Origin of the sequence: Streptomyces luteolifulvus (genome assembly GCF_008806595.1) — a bacterium.
GTDB lineage: Bacteria > Actinomycetota > Actinomycetes > Streptomycetales > Streptomycetaceae > Streptomyces > Streptomyces luteolifulvus.
In genome coordinates this window covers 56722-78455 of sequence record NZ_VZRB01000009.1, presented here as the reverse complement: position 1 = coordinate 78455, position 21734 = coordinate 56722, and the positions used below count along the sequence as shown (strand labels likewise).

Annotated in this window: 20 protein-coding genes and 2 pseudogenes; 13 read left to right on the top strand and 9 right to left on the bottom strand. The window is 70.2% G+C overall.

Annotated features, from left to right (window positions below; genetic code table 11):
* Position 1: 1 nt before the first annotated feature.
* On the bottom strand, positions 2-268 hold the full coding sequence (locus F7R91_RS15490) for a protealysin inhibitor emfourin (RefSeq protein ID WP_150949008.1): 267 nt from the start codon (positions 266-268) through the stop codon (positions 2-4).
* Between the two features lie 20 nt (positions 269-288).
* Positions 289-1359, bottom strand: coding sequence for a M4 family metallopeptidase (locus F7R91_RS15485; RefSeq protein ID WP_150949005.1), 1071 nt, complete (start codon positions 1357-1359; stop codon positions 289-291).
* Between the two features lie 332 nt (positions 1360-1691).
* On the opposite strand from F7R91_RS15485, the gene leuA reads away from it, so the two are divergent.
* The 7 genes from leuA to F7R91_RS15445 all read left to right on the top strand — a co-directional run bounded on the left by leuA (position 1692) and on the right by F7R91_RS15445 (position 10194).
* Positions 1692-3413: a 2-isopropylmalate synthase gene (leuA, locus tag F7R91_RS15475; RefSeq protein ID WP_150949002.1), complete on the top strand. Its 1722-nt coding sequence runs from the start codon at positions 1692-1694 to the stop codon at positions 3411-3413.
* A gap of 196 nt (positions 3414-3609) precedes the next feature.
* Positions 3610-4305, top strand: a complete 696-nt coding sequence (locus F7R91_RS15470; protein WP_150948999.1) for a tellurite resistance TerB family protein — start codon at positions 3610-3612, stop codon at positions 4303-4305.
* 139 nt (positions 4306-4444) lie between these two features.
* Complete coding sequence (locus F7R91_RS15465; protein ID WP_150948997.1) at positions 4445-6529, top strand: MMPL family transporter; 2085 nt, start codon at positions 4445-4447, stop codon at positions 6527-6529.
* Between the two features lie 54 nt (positions 6530-6583).
* Positions 6584-7822, top strand: coding sequence for a sensor histidine kinase (locus tag F7R91_RS15460; protein WP_150948994.1), 1239 nt, complete (start codon positions 6584-6586; stop codon positions 7820-7822).
* Entirely contained in the window at positions 7819-8496 is a 678-nt protein-coding gene (locus F7R91_RS15455; RefSeq protein WP_150948991.1) for a response regulator transcription factor, read from the top strand. The genes F7R91_RS15460 and F7R91_RS15455 overlap by 4 nt, the downstream gene beginning before the upstream one ends.
* Before the next feature lie 105 nt (positions 8497-8601).
* Positions 8602-9735, top strand: coding sequence for an IS630 family transposase (locus F7R91_RS15450; RefSeq protein ID WP_191971501.1), 1134 nt, complete (start codon positions 8602-8604; stop codon positions 9733-9735).
* A gap of 21 nt (positions 9736-9756) precedes the next feature.
* The gene (locus tag F7R91_RS15445; protein WP_150948985.1) at positions 9757-10194 is read left to right on the top strand and encodes a cytidine/deoxycytidylate deaminase family protein; all 438 of its coding nucleotides are present in this window, start codon (positions 9757-9759) and stop codon (positions 10192-10194) included.
* A 41-nt stretch (positions 10195-10235) separates the two neighbouring features.
* Here F7R91_RS15445 and F7R91_RS15440 read toward each other — a convergent pair whose 3' ends face one another.
* Entirely contained in the window at positions 10236-11171 is a 936-nt protein-coding gene (locus F7R91_RS15440; RefSeq protein ID WP_150948982.1) for a dihydrodipicolinate synthase family protein, read from the bottom strand.
* Positions 11172-11282: 111 nt separating this feature from the next.
* Between F7R91_RS15440 and F7R91_RS15435 the strand changes: the two genes are divergently transcribed.
* Both F7R91_RS15435 and F7R91_RS42735 read left to right on the top strand, forming a co-directional pair.
* Complete coding sequence (locus F7R91_RS15435) at positions 11283-11732, top strand: protein-tyrosine phosphatase family protein (protein ID WP_150948978.1); 450 nt, start codon at positions 11283-11285, stop codon at positions 11730-11732.
* Positions 11733-11779: 47 nt separating this feature from the next.
* A pseudogene (locus tag F7R91_RS42735) lies at positions 11780-11932 on the top strand (protein phosphatase); the annotation flags it as partial.
* On the opposite strand, the gene bla reads toward F7R91_RS42735, so the two are convergent.
* On the bottom strand, positions 11925-12851 hold the full coding sequence (bla, locus tag F7R91_RS15425; RefSeq protein ID WP_150948975.1) for a class A beta-lactamase: 927 nt from the start codon (positions 12849-12851) through the stop codon (positions 11925-11927). The pseudogene F7R91_RS42735 and the gene bla sit on opposite strands and share 8 nt — an antisense overlap.
* A 187-nt stretch (positions 12852-13038) precedes the next feature.
* Between bla and F7R91_RS15420 the strand changes: the two are divergent.
* Together F7R91_RS15420 and F7R91_RS15415 are read left to right on the top strand one after the other, a co-directional pair.
* Positions 13039-14089: pseudogene (locus tag F7R91_RS15420) on the top strand (abortive phage infection protein).
* Between the two features lie 69 nt (positions 14090-14158).
* Complete coding sequence (locus tag F7R91_RS15415) at positions 14159-15121, top strand: FAD-dependent oxidoreductase (RefSeq protein ID WP_150948972.1); 963 nt, start codon at positions 14159-14161, stop codon at positions 15119-15121.
* Here F7R91_RS15415 and F7R91_RS15410 read toward each other — a convergent pair.
* A complete protein-coding gene (locus tag F7R91_RS15410) occupies positions 15111-16328 on the bottom strand; it encodes a GNAT family N-acetyltransferase (RefSeq protein ID WP_150948969.1) in 1218 nt (405 codons plus the stop codon). The genes F7R91_RS15415 and F7R91_RS15410 overlap by 11 nt on opposite strands.
* A 448-nt stretch (positions 16329-16776) precedes the next feature.
* Between F7R91_RS15410 and recO the strand changes: the two genes are divergently transcribed.
* Positions 16777-17523: a DNA repair protein RecO gene (gene recO, locus F7R91_RS15405; protein WP_150948966.1), complete on the top strand. Its 747-nt coding sequence runs from the start codon at positions 16777-16779 to the stop codon at positions 17521-17523.
* Between the two features lie 68 nt (positions 17524-17591).
* Positions 17592-18446, top strand: coding sequence for an isoprenyl transferase (locus tag F7R91_RS15400; RefSeq protein ID WP_150948963.1), 855 nt, complete (start codon positions 17592-17594; stop codon positions 18444-18446).
* A 50-nt stretch (positions 18447-18496) separates the two neighbouring features.
* Here the strand turns inward: F7R91_RS15400 and F7R91_RS15395 are convergent, their stop codons facing one another.
* From F7R91_RS15395 to F7R91_RS15380, 4 genes are all read right to left on the bottom strand, one after another.
* The gene (locus F7R91_RS15395) at positions 18497-18907 is read right to left on the bottom strand and encodes a Fur family transcriptional regulator (protein ID WP_150948961.1); all 411 of its coding nucleotides are present in this window, start codon (positions 18905-18907) and stop codon (positions 18497-18499) included.
* A 99-nt stretch (positions 18908-19006) separates the two neighbouring features.
* Positions 19007-19909 carry a metal ABC transporter permease gene (locus F7R91_RS15390; RefSeq protein WP_150948959.1) on the bottom strand — a complete coding sequence of 301 codons (903 nt, stop codon included), beginning with the start codon at positions 19907-19909 and terminating at the stop codon, positions 19007-19009.
* Positions 19909-20676 carry a metal ABC transporter ATP-binding protein gene (locus tag F7R91_RS15385; protein WP_150948956.1) on the bottom strand — a complete coding sequence of 256 codons (768 nt, stop codon included), beginning with the start codon at positions 20674-20676 and terminating at the stop codon, positions 19909-19911. Before F7R91_RS15385 ends, F7R91_RS15390 begins: the two co-directional genes overlap by 1 nt.
* A 17-nt stretch (positions 20677-20693) precedes the next feature.
* Positions 20694-21650 carry a metal ABC transporter substrate-binding protein gene (locus F7R91_RS15380; RefSeq protein WP_150948953.1) on the bottom strand — a complete coding sequence of 319 codons (957 nt, stop codon included), beginning with the start codon at positions 21648-21650 and terminating at the stop codon, positions 20694-20696.
* Between the last annotated feature and the right edge of the window lie 84 nt (positions 21651-21734).

The window sequence follows — 21734 nt, the reverse complement described above, 5'->3', positions numbered from 1 at the left end:
GTTACGCGCCTTCCTTGAGCACCCTCGAGATCAGCTTGCGCTGCTCCTGTGTGAGCCGGGGATCGGACGCGTACACCGTCTTCCCGTCCACGGTGATCTGGTAACTGAAGCCGTCCGGCACACCGATCGGCGGTGTGCCCCGGCCGGCGGCGACCGCCTGCTCGGCCAGGGCATGCCATTCCTGGGCATCGGGCCGTCCCGAGGTGTCCACCTCGGCATGGCGCTCGATCCCCGCGAATCCGCCCGTGCGCCTCACCTGAATACGCATGGGTCCTGTCTAGTACGGAGTCAGAGGATCCGCACCCCGACCTGCTCCCACGCCTTCTGCACGGCCTGGAGCTCCTCGCCGCCGTCGCCGAAGCGCTCGCGCGCGGCCTTGACGGTCAGCTTGGCGAAGTCGGTGAAGAAGGCCCGCTCCTTGAGCTTGCCGCCGGTCAGGACGTCGTACCAGATCTGGCCCGCCTTCTCCCAGGCGTAGCCGCCGAGCGCGGTGGCGACCAGGTAGAACGCGTGGTTGGGGATGCCGGAGTTGATATGGACGCCGCCGTTGTCGCGGCCGGTGCGGACGTAGTCGTCCATCGTCGCGGGCTGCGGGTCCTTGCCGAGGATGTCGTCGTCGTAGGCGGTGCCGGGCTCCTTCATCGAGCGCAGGGCCTTGCCGGTGACGCTCGGGGCCAGCAGGCCCGCGCCGATCAGCCAGTCGGCCTCGGCGGCGGTCTGGCCGAGCGTGTACTGCTTGATGAGCGAGCCGAAGACGTCCGACATCGACTCGTTCAGGGCGCCGGGCTGGCCGTAGTAGGTGAGGTTGGCCGTGTGCTGGGTGACGCCGTGGGTGAGCTCGTGGCCGATGACGTCGATCGGGAGGGTGAAGTCGAGGAAGATCTCGCCGTCACCGTCGCCGAACACCATCTGCTCGCCGTTCCAGAAGGCGTTGTTGTAGTGCTCGTCGTAGTGGACGGTCGCGTCCAGGGGCAGGCCGTCGCCGTCGATGGAGTGGCGCTGGTAGGCCTTGAGGTAGAGGTCGAAGGTGGCGCCGAGGCCGGAGTAGGCGCGGTTGACCGTGGCGTCCTGCCCGGGGTCCTCGCCCTCCCCGCGGACCTTGCTGCCCGGCAGGCCGGTGTCCTGCCCGGCGTCGTAGATGGTGCGCAGCGGCTGGTCCGACGGCGCCTTCGCGGCCGGTACGGCGGCCATGCCGAACTCGGCGGTCACCCGGCGGCGGCCGCGTTCCCGGGCGTCGCGCATCAGGGTGCGCCGGGCGGGGCCGGAGAGGGCGGGGTCCTCGTTCTGGGCGACCTTGTCGAGGACATGGGGCGGCACGATGGTGCAGAAGACGGGCTCGAAGCCCCCGTTCGTCGTCATGCCCGGCACCCTTGCACTGAGTTATGCCGCTGTCACTACCCGCAACCATGATTGGTGAAATATGCGGATAGGGAGCCTCACGCTCCGTCGTGAAGTGGTATGGAGCACTTTTTGTCCGCTTCACTCCATTTGATTCGAGCAGTCCCGCATACTGATACGGGCCCCCGCATCCGGTGCGGCTCGGCTAACATGCGGAGCATCATGCGTTTCGGGCTGCTCCTCCTTAGCTGCCGCGGCGAGGGCCTGTAAGTCGAGGCCGACCCCCTCCCCGCGGAGTTCGGCGTTGCGCCGTCGGCCGTCCTTCCGGACCCGCCTTCCAGGAGCCCCGCATCATGGCCAACCGCCAGCAGCCCAGTTCCATGCCGATCCACAAGTACGGTCAGTACGAGCAGGTCGGCATCCCCGACCGCACCTGGCCCGAGAACCGGATCACCGTCGCCCCCCGCTGGCTCTCCACCGACCTGCGCGACGGCAACCAGGCCCTGATCGACCCGATGTCGCCCGAGCGCAAGCGCCGGATGTTCGACCAGCTGGTCAAGATGGGCTACAAGGAGATCGAGGTCGGCTTCCCCGCCTCCGGGCAGACCGACTTCGACTTCGTGCGCTCCATCGTCGAGGAGCCCGGTGCCATCCCCGACGACGTCACCATCTCCGTACTGACCCAGGCCCGCGAGGACCTGATCGAGCGGACCGTCGAGTCCGTGAAGGGCGCCAGGCGCGCCAATGTGCACCTGTACAACGCCACCGCGCCGGTCTTCCGCCGGGTCGTCTTCCGCGGTTCCAAGGACGACATCAAGCAGATCGCCGTCGACGGCACGCGCCTGGTCATGGAGTACGCCGAGAAGCTGCTGGACCCGGAGACGGAGTTCGGCTACCAGTACAGCCCCGAGATCTTCACCGACACCGAGCTGGACTTCGCGCTGGAGGTCTGCGAGGCGGTCATGGACGTCTGGCAGCCCGGCCCGGGCCGCGAGATCATCCTCAACCTGCCCGCCACCGTGGAGCGTTCGACGCCGTCCACGCACGCCGACCGCTTCGAGTGGATGGGCCGCAACCTCTCCCGCCGCGAGCACGTCTGCCTGTCGATCCACCCGCACAACGACCGCGGCACGGCCGTCGCCGCCGCCGAGCTGGCGCTGATGGCCGGCGCCGACCGCGTCGAGGGCTGTCTGTTCGGGCAGGGCGAGCGCACCGGCAACGTCGACCTGGTCACCCTGGGCATGAACCTGTTCTCCCAGGGCGTCGACCCGCAGATCGACTTCTCCGACATCGACGAGATCCGTCGTACGTGGGAGTACTGCAACCAGATGGAGGTCCACCCGCGCCACCCGTACGTGGGCGACCTGGTCTACACGTCCTTCTCCGGCTCCCACCAGGACGCCATCAAGAAGGGCTTCGACGCCATGGAGGCCGAGGCGAAGGCCAAGGGCGTCACCGTCGACGACATCGAGTGGGCGGTCCCCTACCTGCCGATCGACCCGAAGGACGTCGGCCGCTCCTACGAGGCGGTCATCCGCGTCAACTCGCAGTCCGGCAAGGGCGGTATCGCCTATGTCCTGAAGAACGACCACGCACTGGACCTGCCGCGCCGGATGCAGATCGAGTTCTCCCGGATCATCCAGGCGAAGACGGACGCCGAGGGCGGCGAGGTCACCGGCGCCGACATCTGGGCGGTCTTCCAGGACGAGTACCTGCCCAACCCCGAGAACCCCTGGGGTCGTATTCAGGTCAAGAACGGTCAGTCGACGACCGACACCGACGGCGTGGACACCCTGAAGGTCGAGGCCAGCGTCGACGGCGTCGACACCGTGCTGACCGGCACCGGCAACGGCCCGATCTCCGCCTTCTTCGACGCCCTGCAGGGCGTGGGAGTCGACGCCCGTCTGCTGGACTACCAGGAGCACACGATGAGCGAGGGTGCCTCCGCGCAGGCCGCTTCCTACATCGAGTGCGCGATCGACGACAAGGTTCTGTGGGGAATCGGCATCGACGCGAACACCACGCGTGCGTCGCTGAAGGCGGTCGTCTCGGCCGTCAACCGCGCGACTCGCTGACTGCCCTGACCGGGGTTTTGTCCGGAATTCCGGGGCCCCGTCCGCCGCACTGCGGCGGACGGGGCCCTGTCGTTTACCGGCCAATCCGTGTGCAGGTCACGGAAAGGTCTCGTCCCGGGTGCTGACGACGCCCGGTCCCTGTGGCTAACATCACGCCAGCGCGGCGATGGTGCCGCGTCGTTTTCGGAGGTGCGACGTGCTGCCAGGACGGGGACGAGACAACCGTGCCGCCAGGCTCTCGCGCATGCTGGGCACCCGCATCGCGTGGACGCCGGTCGGCGACGGCGAGTTCTTCTGCCCCGGCTGCGGAGGCGACCGCAACTACCAGCGGCTGACCGGACGCCGCCGCTTCACGCTGCTCGGCGTGCCCGTGCTGCCACGCGGCGAGACCGGGCCGGTCGTCGAGTGCGCGGCCTGCCGCCGCCACTTCGGCACCGACGTCCTCGACCACCCGACCACCACCCGCTTCTCCGCGATGCTCCGCGACGCCGTCCACACCGTCGCCCTCGCGGTCCTCGCCACGGGCGGCAGCTGCGCCCGTACGTCCCTGGAGGCCGCCGCGGCCACCGTCCGCACCGCCGGCTTCGACGACTGCTCCGAGGAGCAGCTGGAGAACCTCGTCGAGGCGCTGGCCGCCGACACCGGCCGGGTCTACGACCGCCCCTGCGGAGCCGGGCTCGCCATAGAGCTCCACGAGGCGCTGGACCCGCTGGCCCCGCATCTCGCACCCGCCGGCCGTGAGTCGATCCTCCTCCAGGGCGCCCGCATCGCCCTGGCCGACGGCCCCTACACACCCGCCGAACGCGACGTCCTGGCCACCGTGGGCGCCGCGCTGACCATCTGCTCCGACGATGTGACCCGGCTGCTGGCGGCGGCGCGGACACCGTCCTGATACTCCCCCGGGAGTAGTCCCCCCGCGCGGCCACCCCGCGCAGTACCCCTGAACTCGCCCCCACGCCCGACGAATCGGCCCCCGCACGCCGGGAGTCTGGAGACGACCCAGACACCCGGACCGGAGGGAGGCCCGTCACATGGGGGCCGTAAGGACAAACACACGGCGACGGGCCGTGCCCTGGCTCGTGCTGGGGCTGTGGATCGCGGTGCTGGCGCTCGCGTCGCCGTTCGCCTCGAAGCTCGGCGACGTCCAGCGCGACCGGGCCGTCGACTATCTTCCGGCGAGCGCCGACTCCACCCAGGTCGCGAAGATCCAGGACCGGCTGCCCGGCGGCGAGGCCACCCAGATGGTCGTCGTCTACCACCGCGACAGCGGCCTCACCGCGGCGGACAAGACCACCGCCGCCGCACAGATCGAGCGGATCGCGGGCACGCACCAGCTCACCGGCGAACCCCGGGGCGTCCCGTCCCGGGACGGGACCACGCTGATGTACCCGGTCGCCAGCACCGAACCGGGCACGGACGAGAAGGCCCGCGACGAACTCGTGGGCGACGTACGGGACATCGCCGAGAGCGGCGAGGGGCTCAGCGTCGTCGTGGGCGGTGAGGGACCGCTCGCCACCGACGCGAGCGAGGTCTACAACGCCCTCGACGGACCGCTGCTCTACACCACCGCCGCGGTCGTCGCGCTGCTGCTGATCCTCATCTACCGCAGCCCGTTCCTGTGGCTCGTGCCGCTCGCCGTAGCGGGCATGGCCGACTATCTGTCGATGGGCGTCGCCTACGGGCTGAACCAGTGGTTCGGGACCTCCGTCTCCGGCCAGAGCTCCGGCATCATGACGATCCTGGTGTTCGGCGCGGGCACCGACTACGCGCTGCTGCTCGTCTCCCGCTACCGCGAGGAGCTGCGGCGCGTCGAGCGGCCCTACGACGCCATGGCGGCCGCGCTGCGCGGCTGCGGGCCCGCCGTGCTCGCCTCCTCCGGCACCGTCGCCGCCGGACTGCTGTGCCTGCTCGCCGCCGACCTCAACTCCAGCCGGGGCATGGGACCGCTCGGCACGGTGGGCGTGCTGTGCGCGCTGCTCGCGATGCTGACCCTGCTGCCCGCGATCCTCGTCCTGCTGGGCCGCCGTGTCTTCTGGCCGCTCGTGCCCCGCTACGGCAGCACGCCCAAGGCCCGCCGGTCGCTGTTCGCGGCGATGGGCAGCTCCGCCGGGCGCCGGCCGCTGACCGTGCTCGCGGGCGGCGCCGTCCTGCTCGGCGCGCTCGCCCTGGGCGCCCTGAACATGCCCGGCAACCTCAAACAGGAGGACTCCTTCACCACCAAGCCCGACGCGGTCGCCGCCATGGAGACCCTCGCCGCGGCCTATCCCGAGCGCGGCACCCAGCCGATCACCGTCATCACGCCCACCGACCGTGCCGACAGCACCCTCGCCGCCGTACGCGACACCGGGGGCGTCGACAGCGCCGAGCGCGGCCGCAGCGGCGAAGGCTGGACGGAGATCTCCGTCCTCGCCGCCTCCGCGCCCCAGTCCGCCGGGGAGACCGCCACCATCGAGGCCCTGCGCGATGGGCTCGACGGCTCCTATGTCGGCGGCCCCAGCGCCGAACAGATCGACCTGGAGGACACCAACGCCCGCGACCGGCTGATCGTCGTGCCGCTGGTCCTCGTCTCCGTCCTGCTGATCCTGGTCGCCCTGCTGCGGTCACTCGTCGCACCGCTGATCCTGGTGGGCGCCGTCGTCGCCGTGTGGGGCGCGGCCCTCGGCATCGGCGGACTCGTCTTCGGGCCGCTCTTCGGCTTCGAGGGCATCGATCCCGGGCTCGGCCTGCTGTCCTTCGTGTTCCTCGTCGCCCTGGGCGTCGACTACGGCATCTTCCTGATGCACCGCATGCGCGAGGAGTCCCTGAACGGCACCGAACCCGTGGCCGCCGCGCTCACCGCGCTGCGCACCACGGGCGGGGTCATCGCCTCCGCCGGGCTGGTCCTCGCGGCCACATTCGCGGTGCTCACCAGCATGCCGCTGGTGCCGCTCGTCGAGCTGGGCTTCGTCATCGCGGTGGGCGTGCTGCTCGACACGTTCCTGGTGCGCACCTACCTGGTCACCAGCGCCAGCGTCGCGCTGCGCCGCAAGCTGTGGTGGCCGGGCCCGTTGTCGCGGGAGCCCGAGCGGCCGGTTCCGCCGAAGGAACCGGAGCGCGTGGCCGCCTCCGCCCACTGACCGACCGGCGCCCCTCCACTCCCGGAGGGGCGCCCCGTAGCGGAGGATGAAGACGTGCAGACAACCACGACAGCGGAACGGACCGGCTGGGGCGAGCGGATCATGACCGTGATCAACCGCGATCCCCGGACCGCCCCGCACGGCACCCGCAACGACGCCGTGCTCGCTCTCGTTCTGGCCGCGGCGGCCCTCTGCATGGGCCTGTTCACCGACGAGGGCCGCCGCCCGGACGCGCTCGGCTGGACGCTGCTGCTCGCGGCCCACATCCCGATCGTGTGGCGCCGCCGCCGCCCGCTGCTGGTGCTCGCCGCGGTGGGGGCACTGATCGTCCCCTACCACGCACTCGACAACAACCACATCGCGCCCACGCCGGTCGCCTACGTCGCGCTCTACACGGTCGCCGTCACCGGCCGGCCGCTGCGCACGGTCCTGACCGGCGCCACCGCCCTCGGCATCACCCTGAGCGTGATGCTCACCGTCAACGCCCACCAGGCCGTCGAACTGCTGCGGATCTCCGGCTGGATCATCGCGGTGCTGTTCCTCGGCATCGACGTCCGCTACTACCGGCAGTACGTGGCCGGCATCGTCGACCGCGCCGAGCGCGCCGAACGCACCCGCGAGGAGGAGGCGCGGCGCCGCGTCGCCGAGGAACGTCTGCGCATCGCCCGCGACCTGCACGATCTGCTCGCGCACAGCATCACGCTCATCGCCGTGCAGACCTCCGTCGCCGCACACGTCCTGGCGGCCGACCCCGAGCGGCTGGACCGCGAGACGGTCGCCAAGGCCCTCGACGACATCGCCGAGACCTGCCGGACGGCACGCGGTGAAGTGCGGACGACGCTGGAGGTGCTGCGCGAGCACGGCTCGCCGGACACCCGCGGCCCGCTGCCCGGCCTCGACGGAGTGCCCGACCTGATGGAGTCCGCGCGGCTCGCGGGCGCCCGCACCGAGCAGAGCCTGCGGACACGGCAGGTGTCGCCCGCCGTGGGCGCCTCCGCGTACCGCATCGTCCAGGAGGCGCTGACCAACGTGGTGCGGCACGCCGGGCCCGACCCCCGCGTCCGCGTCGAGTTGTACGAGAAGGACGACGCCCTGCACCTGTCGGTGGCCGACGACGGAACCGGGCCCGCACCCGGCGGCACCCCGGGCTTCGGACTCGTCGGCATGCGGGAGCGGGCCCGCAGCGTCGGTGGCACACTCGACGCCGGACCGCGGGAGAAGGGCGGCTTCGAGGTGACCGCGGTACTCCCGCTCAGGACCGCCGCCACGCCCGCCATGGAAGGGACCGGATGACCATCCGCGTACTGCTCGCCGACGACCAGACCCTGGTACGGGAGGCGTTCGCGATGCTCGTCGAGTCCGCGCGGGACATGGCGGTCGTCGGGCAGGCGCCCACCGGCCGCGAGGCGGTGCGGCTGGCCCGCAGCGAGCGCGCCGACCTCGTCGTCATGGACATCCGCATGCCCGACCTGGACGGGATCGAGGCGACCCGGCTGATCGCGGCGGACGAGGACCTGGCCGGAGTGCGGGTGCTCGTGCTGACCACGTACGACACCGACGAGCACATCGTGGAGGCGCTGCGCGCCGGCGCGTCCGGTTTTCTGGTGAAGGACACCCGCCCGGCGGAACTCCTCGACGCCATCCGCACGGTGGCAGCGGGGGAGGCTCTGCTGTCGCCCGGGCCGACGGCCCGGCTGATCGCGCGATTCCTGCGCGGCCCGTCGGCGCAGCCGGCTGTGCCGGGCGGGCCCGGGGGACTCTCGGAGCGTGAGCGCGAGGTGCTCACGCTCGTCGCGCGCGGGCTCAACAACACCGAGATCGCGGAGGCGCTGGGACTGAGCCCGCTGACCGCGAAGACCCACGTCAGCCGGATCATGGGGAAGCTGGGGGCGCGGGACCGGGCCCAACTGGTCGTCGTGGCGTACGAGTCGGGGATGGTGACACCGGGGACGTGCAACGGAGAGTGAGGGCCGGCAGTAGCTAGTGCCGTATCAGGCAACGTTTGCCCTGTTGTGATGTGGCGCGCCGTCCCGGTGCTGTGCCGGGCGGCTCGCGGCCGTCACCCTGTCCGGGTGGCAGAACGAGTACGTGTACGCGAGATCGATGATGACGAGGGCAGACGGCTGCTTCGGATCATCCGCCGGGGCACCGGGTCGGTGGTGACCTGGCGGCGGGCCCAGATGGTCCTGCTGTCCGCGCAGGGCATGCCGGTGGCGAAGATCGCCGAGGTGACGTTTACCAGCGATGACCGGGTCCGCGATGTGATCCACAACTTCAACACCGATGGCTTCGACTCCTTGTATCCGAAGTACAAGGGCGGCCGGCCGAAGACCTTCACGCTGCCCGAGCGGCGGGAAATCAAGAAGATCGCGAAATCCATGCCGACCGAACACGACCTGCCGTTTTCGACCTGGAGCCTGACCAAGCTGGCCGACTTCCTGGTCGCCGAGGGGGTGGTCGACGACATCAGCCACGAGGGCCTGCGCATCCTGCTCCGCGAGGAAGGCGTCTCCTTTCAACGCCTGAAGACCTGGAAGACCTCCCGCGACCCCGAATACGCGGCCAAGAAAGCCCGCGTAGAACACCTCTACGCGATCGCCGACGGCGAGGTCATACCCGAGGAGGGTGAGCCCGAAGTCGTCTTCTGCATGGACGAGTTCGGACCGCTCAACCTGATGCCCCACCCGGGCCGGCAGTGGGCCGAACGCGGGGGCAAGCACAAGGACCCCGACCGCGAACCACGCCGCAGGCGGCGGGCGACCTACAACCGCTACGGCGGAGTACGCCATCTGTTCGCCGCCCTGGACCTGGCCAAGGACACGCTCTACGGCCACATCAAACCGATCAAGAAGCGCACGCAGTTCCTGGAGTTCTGCCGCTACCTGCGAACCCTCTACCCGCCCCAGGTCCGTATCGCGATCGTCTGTGACAACTTCTCCCCGCACCTGACCACGAAGAAGTGCCAGCGAGTCGGCACCTGGGCGGCAGCGAACAACGTCGAGATCGCCTACACGCCGACCAACAGCTCCTGGCTGAACCGCATCGAGGCCCAGTTCACCGCCCTGCGCTACTTCACCCTCGACGGCACCGACCACGCCAGCCACAAGGAGCAGGGCAGCATGATCCGCCGCTACATCATCTGGCGAAACCGCCACGCCGACGACCGGCGCCTGCGCGCAGTCGTGGACAGAGCCAACGTCGCCTGACACCGCATGAAGGTAGAGAAGATGACCACACAGACCGACCGTGTCGACCACGAACTGATCCGGGCAGCGGCACACGTCGCGGCCACACGCTGCCGGGGCGACAACCACACCATGGCGGCTGCGGCCCGCGCCCGAGACGGCCGGATCGTCACCGCGGTGAACGCCTATCACTTCACCGGAGGCCCCTGCGCGGAGCTGGTGCTCATCGGCGCTGCTGCCGCCCATGGCGCCTATGACCTGGACATCATCGTCGCCGTGGGTGACCGCGACCGAGGCGTCGTGCCCCCATGTGGCCGCTGCCGCCAGGTCCTTCTTGACTACTTCCCAGCCCTCAAGGTCATCGTCGGGACAAACGATGGCCTCCGAACGGTGCCCGTCACCGACCTGCTTCCCGAAAGCTACATCTGGGCGGACCACCAGCTCGACGCTGAGGAGAGCGCACCACTCAGCACGAGCTGACGCCCCAGGCGGATACAGGGCAAACGTTGCCTGATACGGCACTAGAGCAGGCCCGCCCCGGCCAGGAACTCTTCCACCCGCTGCACCTCGTCCGCCGACAGCGGCACCTGCGGCTCCGCCGTCGCCGGACAGTCGATGATCCCGCGCAGCTTAAGCGCCGCCTTGAACGCGCCCAGCGCCGACGCATTGCGGCCCATCCGGCCCGTATCCCCGACGCCCACCATGCCGAACAGGGCGCACAGCCGTTCCTGTTCGGCCCGGGCCCCCTCCCCGTCACCCGCCCGGCACAGGCCGTGGAGGCGGACGTAGCCGTGCGGGTCGACATTGGCGAGGCCGGGCACCGCGCCGTCCGCGCCCAGCGCGAGGGCCACGTCGACGACCAGCTCGGAGCCGGTCAGGACGCTGAAGCCGGTGATGCCGGGGCGGGTGCGGGCGCCGGTCACCACGGCCCGGAAGCCCGCCAGGTCGCCGCTGGAGTCCTTGAGGCCGGCGAGGACGCCATCGGCGGCCAGCCCCAGGATCAGGTCCGGGGCGACCTTCGTGTGCACGGCGACCGGGATGTCGTAGGCGACGACCGGGACCGGGCTGCGCGCCGCGACCAGACGGTAGTGGCGGGCGATCTCGGCGGGGTGGGTGCGGGCGTAGAACGGCGCCGTCACCACCACCGCGTCGGCGCCCGCCGCCGTGACCGACGCGACGTGGTCCAGCACCCGGGGCGTCGTCATGTCGATCGCCCCGGCCAGGACGGGAAGCGAGCCGCCCACATGGCCCACCACCGACTCCACCACCAGCCGCCGCTGCCGGTCCGCCAGATACGCCGCCTCCGAGGACGAGCCGAGCACGAACAGACCGCTCACCCCGGCTCCCACCAGATGGTCGACCAGCCTCAGCAGCGAGGGGACGTCCACCTCGCGCTCCGGTGTCAGGGGCGTGCACACGGGCGGGACGACGCCGGTCAGCGGGGCGGGGAAGGTCATGACGGCCATGGTGACATCGGCAGCGTCTTTTCGTAGGACGCGTCCCGGCCGGGGCCGTGCGCGTGGCCGGTTCGGTTGCCCGGCGGCCGGGGGCCGGGCTGGAATGGGGGCGTGGCGGACGACGAGCGGTGGGACGAACGGTGGGACGAGCGGGACCCGGGTGTCCTGCGCCTGCCTTCCGGGCGGCTGGTCCGGGGCCGCGGCCTGCGACACCCTCTCGCGCCGGGGACGCGGCAACCCTCGTACGGCCTCTACCTCCTCCGCCGGCGGCCGCCCGAGGTTCCCTGGGAGTCCCGCTGGCTGCGCTGGCCAGATTTCCGGCTGCCGGCGGACCACGTGGCCGCCCGCACCCTGCTGGCCGAGGCCTGGGAGCGGGCGGCGGACGAGCGCGTCGAGATCGCCTGCGACGGCGGCCGCGGCCGCACCGGGACCGCCCTGGCCTGCCTGGCGGTCCTGGACGGCATACCGCCCGGAGAGGCCGTCGCCTACGTACGCGCCCGCTACGACCGGCACGCGGCGGAGACCCCGTGGCAGCGGCGGTATGTGCGGAGGTTCAGGTGAGCGCTGCCGCCAGGAGTGCCGCCGTCTCGGCGATGAGCGCCGGCCTTCTGCGGGCGGTTCGCGTGGCCGCCTGCGTCCTGTTGGCCGGGGCCTGGGAGCGGGCGGTGGACGGGCGCGTCGAGTTCGCCTGCGGCGGCGGCCGTGGCCGCGCTGGGACCGCCCTGCCGGGGCAGCGGCGGTACGTACGGCGCTTCACGTGAGCGCTGCCGCCAGGAGTGCCGCCGTCTCGGCGATGAGCGCGTGGTCGTACGGGGCGTCCTCGTCCGGGAACGTCGTCTGGACGGCGAGCACCAGCGGGGTGCCGTCCTCCGTCCAGGCGATGCCGACGTCGTTGTTCGTGCCGTAGAAGCCCCCGCCGGTCTTGTCGGCGATCGTCCACGTCCTGGGCAGTCCGGCGCGGAAGCGGTTGTCGCTGGTCGTGTTGTTCAGCAGCCAGTGCGTGAGCAGTGCGCGGTCCCGCCGGTTCAGCGCGTCGCCGAGGACCAGCCGGGCGTACGTCCGGCCGATCGCGCGCGGGCTCGTCGTGTCCGTGATCCGCCACGGCTCCGCCGAGTTGAGCTCCGTCTCCCAGCGGTCGAGCCGGGTCACCGGATCGCCGAGGGAACGGGCGAAGCGGGTGATCGCGGGGGGGCCGCCCAGCTCGCGCAGGAGGAGGTTGCCCGCGGTGTTGTCGCTGTAGCGGATGGCCGCGTCGGCGAGTTCGGCGATCGTCATGCCCTCGGCGAGGTGTTCCTCGGTCCGCTTGGAGTTCTCCACCAGGTCGTCCGCCGTGTAGTGGACGCGGCGGGCGAGCGTCTCACCGTGCCGGTCCAGGTCGCGCAGGACGGCCGCGGCGGCCAGTGTCTTGAACAGGGAGCAGACGGGGAAGCGCTCGTCGGCGCGGTGGGCGACGGTGCGCCTGGTGGCGAGGTTGTGGGCGAACACGCCGAGACGGGCGCCGTGCTGGGCTTCGAGGGCGCGCAGGCGCGCGGTGACGGGGTCGCTGTTGCCGTTGCTCTTGCTCTTACTCTCGCTCTCGGTCTTGCTGTTGCCGCCGTCGTCGGAGGCGTGTGCCGGTGTGCTCGTGAGCAGTCCGGCCGCGGTGGCGGTACCGGCCGCAAGGAGGGTGCGTCGGGTCATCGGGGAGGTGCCGGAGCCTAAGATCTTTCTCTCCTTCGCTCGACTGACGATGTCTTCTGATGTCTTCTGCCGTCTTCCGAAATCTTCCGATCTCTTCAGTGATCGACGCCGGACGTCATCCCTTGGTTGCGAGGCCGTAGACCTTCGGCGGACAGCGGTACGCGCCCGCGCCGGGCACAGTGACGGCATGCAGAACACAACGGGGATCAACAGGGCACGGTTTCTGACCGGGGCCGCGGCCCTGGGAGCCGCGGCGGTGTTACCGACGGCGGGCTGCGCCGGAGCGAGTGCAGGCGGACCCGGGGGCGGACGCGGCCTGGCCCACCGGGGCGTCGTCTACACCGTCGGCGCGGGCGAGACCCCGGGCACCGCGTTCAGCCGGGCCCGGATGCGCGCCGACATCCGCGCCGTCCGCGACGATCTCCACGCCGACACCGTCGACGTCACCGGCGACGGCGTCGAACGCCTCACGGCCACCGCCGCCGAGGCCGCCGAACGGCGTCGACTTCAGCGTGGGCTGCGAGTTCTGGCTGTTCGTGCCCGGGATCGTGCCGGGGGACACGATCCCGGAACGCGTGGAGAACCTGCTGGAGGGCAAGGTCGACCGGGAGAAAATGCAGCGCCGCCTGGACCGCTTCACCGCGAAGGCGGCGGCGGTCGGCCGCTCCGTCTTCCACGGCCGGCTCGGCTACGCCGCCGCGCAGGACGGCAAGGTCGACTGGAACCTGTTCGACGTCGTCGGCATCGACTACTACTCGTACCACCGCCAACCCAGTGCCTACATCCGCGAGTTGCGCCGCTATCTGCGCTGGGGCAAGCCGCTGGCCATCACGGAGTTCGGCACCTGCACCTTCGTCGATGCCCCCGAGGAGGGCGGCATGGGCTGGTACGCCGTCGACCACGAGAAGGACCCGCCGGAGATCAAGGGAGACCTGGTCCGCAGCGAGCGCACCCAGGCCGCCCATCTGACGGACCTGCTGGACGTCTTCGAGTCGATGGGCCTGTACGCGGCGATGGCCTTCGAGTTCGTCACCCCGGACTCGCCGCACCGCCCGGACGACCCGCGCCACGACCTCGACATGGCGAGCTACAGCATCACCAAAACCCTCAAGGACCGCCCGGACGACCCGCGTTCGGACTGGCACTGGGAACCGAAGGAGGCGCTCCACGCGCTGGCGCGCCGCTACGCCGAGGGATGCCGGACCGGGCATCCACGCTACGCACGCCGACTCGGATAGTCTCGAAGCTCCCTGATGACCTGACAACGTTGCCCGAGCCCGGGGGCTGAGAGACGACGGAGGCGAGCAGTGTCGGCCAGTGCAGTGGTGATCGGCGCCGGAGTCTCAGGGCTCACCACGGCGGTGTGCCTGGCGGAGTCCGGAATGAAGGTCCGGGTGGACACCGACCGGCCCCCCGAGGCGACGACCTCGGCGGCTGCGGGCGCGATGTGGGATCCGTACCTGGCTGAGCCAAGCCACCTGGTCGAGCGATGGAGCCGGGTGACCCTGTCGGTGCTTACCGAGCTGAGCACCGACGCCGACACGGGAATCCGGGTGGTGGAAGGGACTCAGGAATCCAGAGTTCCCTGCGACATGCCGACGTGGGGCAGCCTGGTGGGCGCGCGCATGTGCCCGCCGGACGACCTGCGTCCCGGGTTCGTGGCCGGGTGGCGATACCGTGCGCCTCTCATCGACATGCCCCGATACCTCCGCTACCTCGTCCGACGGCTCGTACAGGCGGGCGGACACATTCGTCATCACCGTTACAGCACGCTCGAGGACGCGATGTGCGAAGCGCCGTTCGTCGTCAATTGCTCCGGCGCCGCGGCCCGGTTCCTGGCGGCCGACGCTTCGGTCCAGGCGGTGCGCGGCCAGCTCGTCGTGATGGAGAATCCCGGAATCCGGTCGTTCTTCTGCGACGACACCCCTGGGGCCGAGGAACTCACCTACATCTATCCGCACTCCGACGTGGTGGTCCTGGGCGGGACATCGGACCGGGACACCTGGGAACTCCGGCCCGACGAGGCCGCCGCCCGGGAGATCATCCGGCGCTGCGTCGCCGTCGAGCCGTCGCTCGCCGGAGCCCAGGTGATCGGCCAGCGGGTGGGGCTGCGGCCGGTACGCAGACGGGTCCGGCTCACGGAGGAGCGGTATGAGGGCACGCTGCTGCTGCACAACTACGGTCATGGCGGTGCTGGACTGACGCTGTCCTGGGGGTGCGCCCGCGACATTGCGGAGCGGGTCCGCACGGCGGTCGGACCTACTCCCTGACCTGCCACTGCCGGCGCTCCGCGATGTCGGCCTCGGCACCTCTGCGAAAGAGGTACAGCCAGGTTCGGGCCGCGAGCGTGACGGTCAGGACGATGGTCCAGGGCCAGCTCGTGGTCTGTGCCACCACCAGCGCCGCACCGACCGTCGGCGAGGCCGCCGTGAGCAGCATCAGGGCCTGTTCGCTGAGACTCCGTCGGAATCGGTGGGCGATGGAGAACTCGGACCGCTCGTACCAGGCGATGGCGGCGCTGAGTACGACGGCCAGGACCATGGTGGTCCAGGGATCCCCGCTGGCCTGCGCGTAGGTGACGGGGAGCGAGATCAGGAAGGGGAGCACACCGCCGTACTCGGACAGCACGTTCCCCCACTTCATGATCCTTCCGAACGAGTTCGAGCGGATCCGGGCCAGTTCGCCGGAGGCGCTCGCGTAGACGATGAGGGAGAGCACGGTGCTGAACGTCGCCCAGATGAGGAGCAGACGCACGTCGTCGGGGAACCGCGTCGATGTGAAGGCGAAACCCAGCAGGAATGTGATGGCGGCGAGAATGGAGCCGGAGAACGCTATTCCGGCTGCGGCTTCCCCGGATTGGAGGGCCGCAGGGTCGTCCTGCTCGAATCGGGCGATTTCAAAAGCGGGCTCACCACCCAAGGTGACCAGAGCCGTCACCGCGTGATCGGAAGGCGCCAGGGACTCCGCAAGCTGGGCCTGAGCGCTGACGTGTACGAGATGCCGCGCGTCTGGATCTATGTATTCCACGCGTGACTTGTACTGGTAGTGGATGTGGAGAGCGCGGTCCGTGGCGCCGGTGCGCATGATCCGGGTTCCTATGAAGCCGCACGCCAGCAAGAGGCGTGTCACCGCCAGTTCATCTGTCCTCGCGACGGCGGATATGAGCGGCAGCTCGTTCGCCTTACGGGGAAGTTCCTTCACCATCTCGGTCAGTAGCTGCGAGGCAACACGCTGCCGACGGATTCCCGCCCGGACTGCGATCACCGAAAGACGCGCATGTCCCGGTGAGGGCATTTCCGCGGCGATGCAACCTACTAACTCGCCTTCGGATTCGGCCACCCGAACCAGATCGCGTTCAATGGCATCGGCAAGGAGTGGTGACGATGGAACGACCGTCGTTTCGCACGACTCAGCCAACAGAGAGCGGAGCAGGGGCAGATCAGCAGCGCAGGCCGCCCGGGTGGACCATGCAGCCATGTCCGTCCGTTTCGTTCAGCTCGTCGGTGGGTGGATCCTACAGATCAACTTCGCGATGCGGTACCGGGAAGCGTGGGGTGGGGTGCCTTCGGCCCGAGCGAGTATGCCGCCGAGAATTACAGCCGCTTGCACGACGAAGACGCGGAGATCATCTCAATTCTCGGCACGAACCGGTTTCAGCAGCGCTGGTCCATGGGTGCGATGGTCGTCGCCGAGTCGCGCCGCCGAGTCCATCGAGGAGTTCGGGCACGGAGTGTCCTGCCTCATGAACGCCCTGGAGCGGGGTGCTCCCTTGCCCCCTGCTTGACATCCGCGCGCCAGAGGTCCGACAAGCTGTGGAGGGGTACGCCGACGACGTCGACCTCGTTCCCAACGGTGAACCAGGGCAGCTCTACGAAAGCGGCCCGCACGGCCCGGAGCCCGGTCGCCGTAGGCGAGAATGGGTTCCATGAGCCTGTTCCGCGATGACGGCATCGTGCTGCGCACCCAGAAGCTGGGTGAGGCGGACCGGATCATCACGCTGCTCACGCGCGGTCACGGACGGGTACGCGCCGTGGCGCGCGGGGTGCGGCGGACCAAGTCCAAGTTCGGGGCCCGGCTGGAGCCCTTCTCCCACGTCGACGTGCAGTTCTTCGCGCGGGGCAGTGAGCTCGTCGGGCGCGGCCTGCCGCTGTGCACGCAGAGCGAGACCATCGCTCCGTACGGCGGCGGCATCGTGAGCGACTACGCCCGCTACACCGCCGGCACCGCCATGCTGGAGACCGCCGAGCGCTTCACCGATCACGAGGGGGAACCGGCGGTGCAGCAGTATCTGCTCCTCGTCGGCGCCCTGCGCACCCTCGCCCGCGGCGAGCACGCCCCGCACCTTGTCCTCGACGCCTTCCTGCTGCGCTCTCTCGCCGTCAACGGGTACGCCCCCAGCTTCAGCGACTGCGCGAAATGCGGACTCCCGGGGCCGAACCGGTTCTTCTCGGTCGCCTCCGGAGGGTCCGTCTGCGCGGACTGCCGGGTGCCGGGCAGCGTCGTACCCTCGCCACAGGCCCTGGAACTCCTCGGCGCGCTGCTTACGGGAGACTGGGAGACCGCGGACGCGTGCGAACCGCGGTATGTGCGGGAGGGCAGCGGGCTGGTGTCCGCGTATCTGCACTGGCATCTGGAGCGCGGGCTGCGTTCGCTGCGTTACGTAGAGAAGTAAGCCGTAGAGAAGTAAGCCGTAGAGAAGTAAGCCGTAAAGAAGTGAGCAGTAGAGGAGACGAGAAGCACATGGTGGTACGCGGGATCCTGGGGCGCCAGCGCCGCGAGTACAAGACGCCGGAGCCGCATCCGTCCGGCGCCCGCGCGCCGAAGCTCCCCGGCGAGCTGGTCCCCAACCATGTGGCCATCGTCATGGACGGAAACGGACGCTGGGCGAAAGAGCGCGGGCTGCCGCGCACCGAGGGGCACAAGGTCGGCGCCGAGCGGGTCCTCGACGTGCTTCAGGGCGCGATCGAGATGGGCGTCGGCGCGATCTCCCTGTACGCCTTCTCCACCGAGAACTGGAAGCGCTCGCCCGACGAGGTCCGCTTCCTGATGAACTTCAACCGGGACTTCATCCGCAAGACCCGCGACCAGCTCGACGAGCTCGGCATCCGGGTGCGCTGGGTCGGGCGGATGCCCAAGCTGTGGCGGTCGGTGGCCAAGGAGCTCCAGATCGCGCAGGAGCAGACCAAGGGCAACGACAGGCTGACCCTGTACTTCTGCATGAACTACGGCGGCCGTGCCGAGATCGCCGACGCGGCGCGGGCGCTGGCGGAGGACGTCCGGGCGGGGCGGCTCGACCCGGCGAAGGTCAACGAGAAGACCTTCGCGAAGTATCTCTACTACCCCGACATGCCCGATGTGGACCTGTTCCTGCGGCCCAGCGGTGAGCAGCGGACCTCCAACTACCTGCTCTGGCAGAGTGCCTACGCAGAGATGGTCTTCCAGGACGTGCTGTGGCCGGACTTCGACCGGCGGGACCTGTGGCGGGCCTGCGTGGAGTTCGCCTCACGGGACCGGCGGTTCGGCGGGGCGATCCCGAACGAGGAGCTGCTCGCCATGGAGGGCAGGCAGGACCCGGACAGCCCGTCCGGCGTCTGAGAACCACGACTCACCCGCACGAGAGTGGGCTCACCCGCACGGGAGTCGGCTCACCCCGCGGAGCAGTCCGCGCACGTGCCGAAGATCTCCACCGTGTGCGCCACGTTCACAAATCCGTGTTCCGCCGCGACGGCCTCCGCCCACTTCTCCACGGCCGGTCCCTCGACCTCCACCGCCTTGCCGCAGACACGGCAGACGAGATGGTGGTGGTGCTCGCCGGTGGAGCAGCGGCGGTAGACGGACTCGCCGTCCGACGTACGCAGGACGTCGACCTCGCCGGCGTCGGCGAGGGACTGGAGCGTGCGGTAGACCGTGGTGAGGCCGACGGAGTCGCCCTTGTGCTTGAGCATGTCGTGGAGTTCCTGCGCGCTGCGGAACTCGTCGACCTCGTCGAGAGCCGCCGCCACGGCGGCCCGCTGCCGGGTGGAGCGGCCCTTCACGGGCGGTCCAGCGGTCGTCACCGGTTGCCTCCTCTTGATGGCTCGTTCGCCTACGGGGCGCTCACTCGCGGCTCACATCTGCGCCTGCCGGGCCATTGTGCCAGTCCGGTCCGGAGGCGGTCAGACGCCGACCGTGCCGTCGGGTGTCCGGCCGGCCGGAATCGCGCACTCTGCGGGGTCCCCGCCCGGCTGTGCGGCGGCGAGCGCCCGTGCGCGTCGCCGGGCCAGCGGGGCGGCCAGCGCGGTGAGCGCGATGAAGACGGCGATCGTCAGCAGCACGATCGTCGCACCGGGCGGCACGTACTGGTAGTACGAGGTGATCGTGCCGCCGATCGTCACGCTCACCCCGATCGCGACGGCGATCGCGAACGTCGCCGCGAAGCTGCGCGTGAGCTGCTGCGCGGCGGCCACCGGGACCACCATCAGGGCGCTGACCAGCAGCAGGCCCACGACCCGCATGGCGACGGTCACGGTGACCGCCGCCGTGACGGCCGTCAGCAGGTTCAGCGCACGCACCGGCAGACCGGTGACCCGTGCGAACTCCTCGTCCTGGCTGACCGCGAAGAGCTGGCGGCGCAGGCCGAGGGTGACCAGCATCACGAAGGCCGCGAGCAGGCAGATCGCGGTCACGTCGGACGGTGAGACGGTCGTGAGGGAGCCGAAGAGATACGACGTGAGGTTGGCGTTCGAGCCGCCGGGCGCGAGGTTGATGAACATCACGCCGCCGGCCATACCGCCGTAGAAGAGCATGGCGAGGGCGATGTCGCCGCGGGTCCTGCCGTACCAGCGGATGAGTTCCATCAGGACCGCGCCGAGGATCGAGACGGCCGTCGCCATCCAGACCGGCGAGGCGGACAGCAGGAAGCCGAGGCCGACGCCGGTCATGGCGACATGGCCGATGCCGTCGCCCATCAGGGCCTGACGGCGCTGGACGAGGTAGATACCGACGGCGGGGGCCGTGATGCCGACCAGAACGGCGGCGAGCAGCGCCCGCTGCATGAAGGCGTAGTCGAGGAAGGTCATCAGCTCAGCAGTCCCGTGCGGAGGGGTTCGGCGCCCGCGGGTGCATGCGGGTGGACATGGTCGTGACCGGGCAGCGCGTGCTGGCCGACTGCCCGCGGGGGCGGGCCGTCGTGCACCACACAGCCGTCGCGCAGGACGACGGCCCGGTCGATCAGGGGCTCCAGGGGGCCCAGTTCGTGCAGGACGAGCAGGACCGTCGCACCGGCCGCGACCTGCTCCCGCAGGGTCCCGGCCAGCACTTCCTGGCTGGCGAGGTCGACGCCCGCCATCGGCTCGTCCATGATCAGCAGTTCGGGGTCGGCGGCGAGCGCACGGGCGATCAGGACGCGCTGGTGCTGTCCGCCGGAGAGGGCGTCGACGGAGTCCTTGGCCCGGTCGGCCATGCCGACGAGCTCCAGGGCCCGGCGTACGGCCGCGTGGTCCGCCTTGCGCAGCAGGCCGAAGCGCGCGCGGGAGAGGCGGCCGGAGGTGACGACCTCCGTGACGGTCGCGGGCACACCGCCCGCGGCGGTCGTGCGCTGCGGTACGTAGCCCACGCGCCGCCAGTCGCGGAAGCGGCCGCGCGGGGTGCCGAACAGCTCGATCCCGCCGGCGCTGACCGGCACCTGGCCGATGAGACTGCGCACCGCCGTCGACTTGCCCGAGCCGTTCGCGCCGAGCAGCGCGACGACCTCACCGCGGTGCACGGTGAGGTCGATGCCGCGCAGGACGGGGCGCGCGCCCAGCTCGGCGCGTACGCCGCGCATCGATATGACGGGCTCGCCCATGAGGTCCTCCGTAGTGGTCACTTGGTTCCCAGGGCGGTCTGCAGCGCCTTGAGGTTGGCCTCCATGACCGAGAAGTAGTCCTTGCCCCGGGACGTGGAGGTGATGCCCTCGATCGGGTCGAGGACGTCCGTCTTCAGGTGCGCGTCCTGGGCGACGGTCTTTGCGGTCTTGTCGCTGACGAGCGTTTCGTAGAACACCGTGGTGACGCCGTCGGCCCGCGCCATCGTCGCAAGGTCCCGCACGCGTGCGGCGCTGGGCTCCGACTCGGGGTCGAGGCCGTTGATGGCCTCCTCGGTCAGGCCGTAGCGCTCGGCGAGGTAGCCGAAGGCGGCATGGGTGGTGACGAAGACCTTGGACCTGCTGTCCTTGAGGCCCTCCTCGTACCGGGTGTCGAGCTCGCTGAGCTTCCTCACCAGCTCCGCGGTGTTCTTCCGGTAGTCGGCGGCGTGGTCCGGGTCCGCCTTCTCGAAGGCCGTGCCGACACCCTCGGCGACCTCGGCGTACTTCACGGGGTCGAGCCAGAGGTGGGGGTCCTTGCCGCCCTCCTCCTCGCTGTGCCCGTGGTCGTCGTGCTCGGCCGCGTGGCCGCCGGCCTCGTTGCCGTGCTCCTCCAGCGTGGTCAGCGAGGCGGCGTCGATCTTCGTCTTCACTCCGGACTGGGCGACGGCCTCGTCGACGGTGGGCTGGAGGTTCTTCAGGTACAGGACCGCGTCGGACTGCTCCAGCTGGATCTGCTGCTTGGCGCTGATCTCCAGGTCGTGCGGTTCCTGGCCGGGTTCGGTGAGACTGGTGACGTGGGCGTGGCTCCCGCCGATCTGCTCGGCGAGGAAGGCCATCGGGTAGAACGACGCGACGACGTCGAACTTGGCCGTGTTGCCGGCCGCGGAGCTCTCGGCGCAGGCGGAGAGGGTGGCGCCGCCGAGGACGGTGGCCGCCGCGACGGCGGTCGCGGGTATGAGTCGTCGTACGTTCATGACAGTCATTTTCAACGAAGATGGAAACCGTTGTCAACAAGCTGGGTGTGAGAGCTCTACCGGTAACCGATTTGGTTGAGGGGG

Coding starts and splice junctions, on each gene's coding strand:
- F7R91_RS15440 (WP_150948982.1), bottom strand. CDS start 11,171: ATGACCTTCCCCGCCCCGCTGACCGGCGTCGTCCCGCCCGTGTGCACG.
- F7R91_RS15490 (WP_150949008.1), bottom strand. CDS start 268: ATGCGTATTCAGGTGAGGCGCACGGGCGGATTCGCGGGGATCGAGCGC.
- F7R91_RS15445 (WP_150948985.1), top strand. CDS start 9,757: ATGACCACACAGACCGACCGTGTCGACCACGAACTGATCCGGGCAGCG.
- F7R91_RS15385 (WP_150948956.1), bottom strand. CDS start 20,676: ATGGGCGAGCCCGTCATATCGATGCGCGGCGTACGCGCCGAGCTGGGC.
- F7R91_RS15390 (WP_150948959.1), bottom strand. CDS start 19,909: ATGACCTTCCTCGACTACGCCTTCATGCAGCGGGCGCTGCTCGCCGCC.
- F7R91_RS15410 (WP_150948969.1), bottom strand. CDS start 16,328: ATGGCTGCATGGTCCACCCGGGCGGCCTGCGCTGCTGATCTGCCCCTG.
- bla (WP_150948975.1), bottom strand. CDS start 12,851: ATGACCCGACGCACCCTCCTTGCGGCCGGTACCGCCACCGCGGCCGGA.
- F7R91_RS15465 (WP_150948997.1), top strand. CDS start 4,445: ATGGGGGCCGTAAGGACAAACACACGGCGACGGGCCGTGCCCTGGCTC.
- F7R91_RS15455 (WP_150948991.1), top strand. CDS start 7,819: ATGACCATCCGCGTACTGCTCGCCGACGACCAGACCCTGGTACGGGAG.
- F7R91_RS15380 (WP_150948953.1), bottom strand. CDS start 21,650: ATGAACGTACGACGACTCATACCCGCGACCGCCGTCGCGGCGGCCACC.
- recO (WP_150948966.1), top strand. CDS start 16,777: ATGAGCCTGTTCCGCGATGACGGCATCGTGCTGCGCACCCAGAAGCTG.
- F7R91_RS15485 (WP_150949005.1), bottom strand. CDS start 1,359: ATGACGACGAACGGGGGCTTCGAGCCCGTCTTCTGCACCATCGTGCCG.
- leuA (WP_150949002.1), top strand. CDS start 1,692: ATGGCCAACCGCCAGCAGCCCAGTTCCATGCCGATCCACAAGTACGGT.
- F7R91_RS15400 (WP_150948963.1), top strand. CDS start 17,592: ATGGTGGTACGCGGGATCCTGGGGCGCCAGCGCCGCGAGTACAAGACG.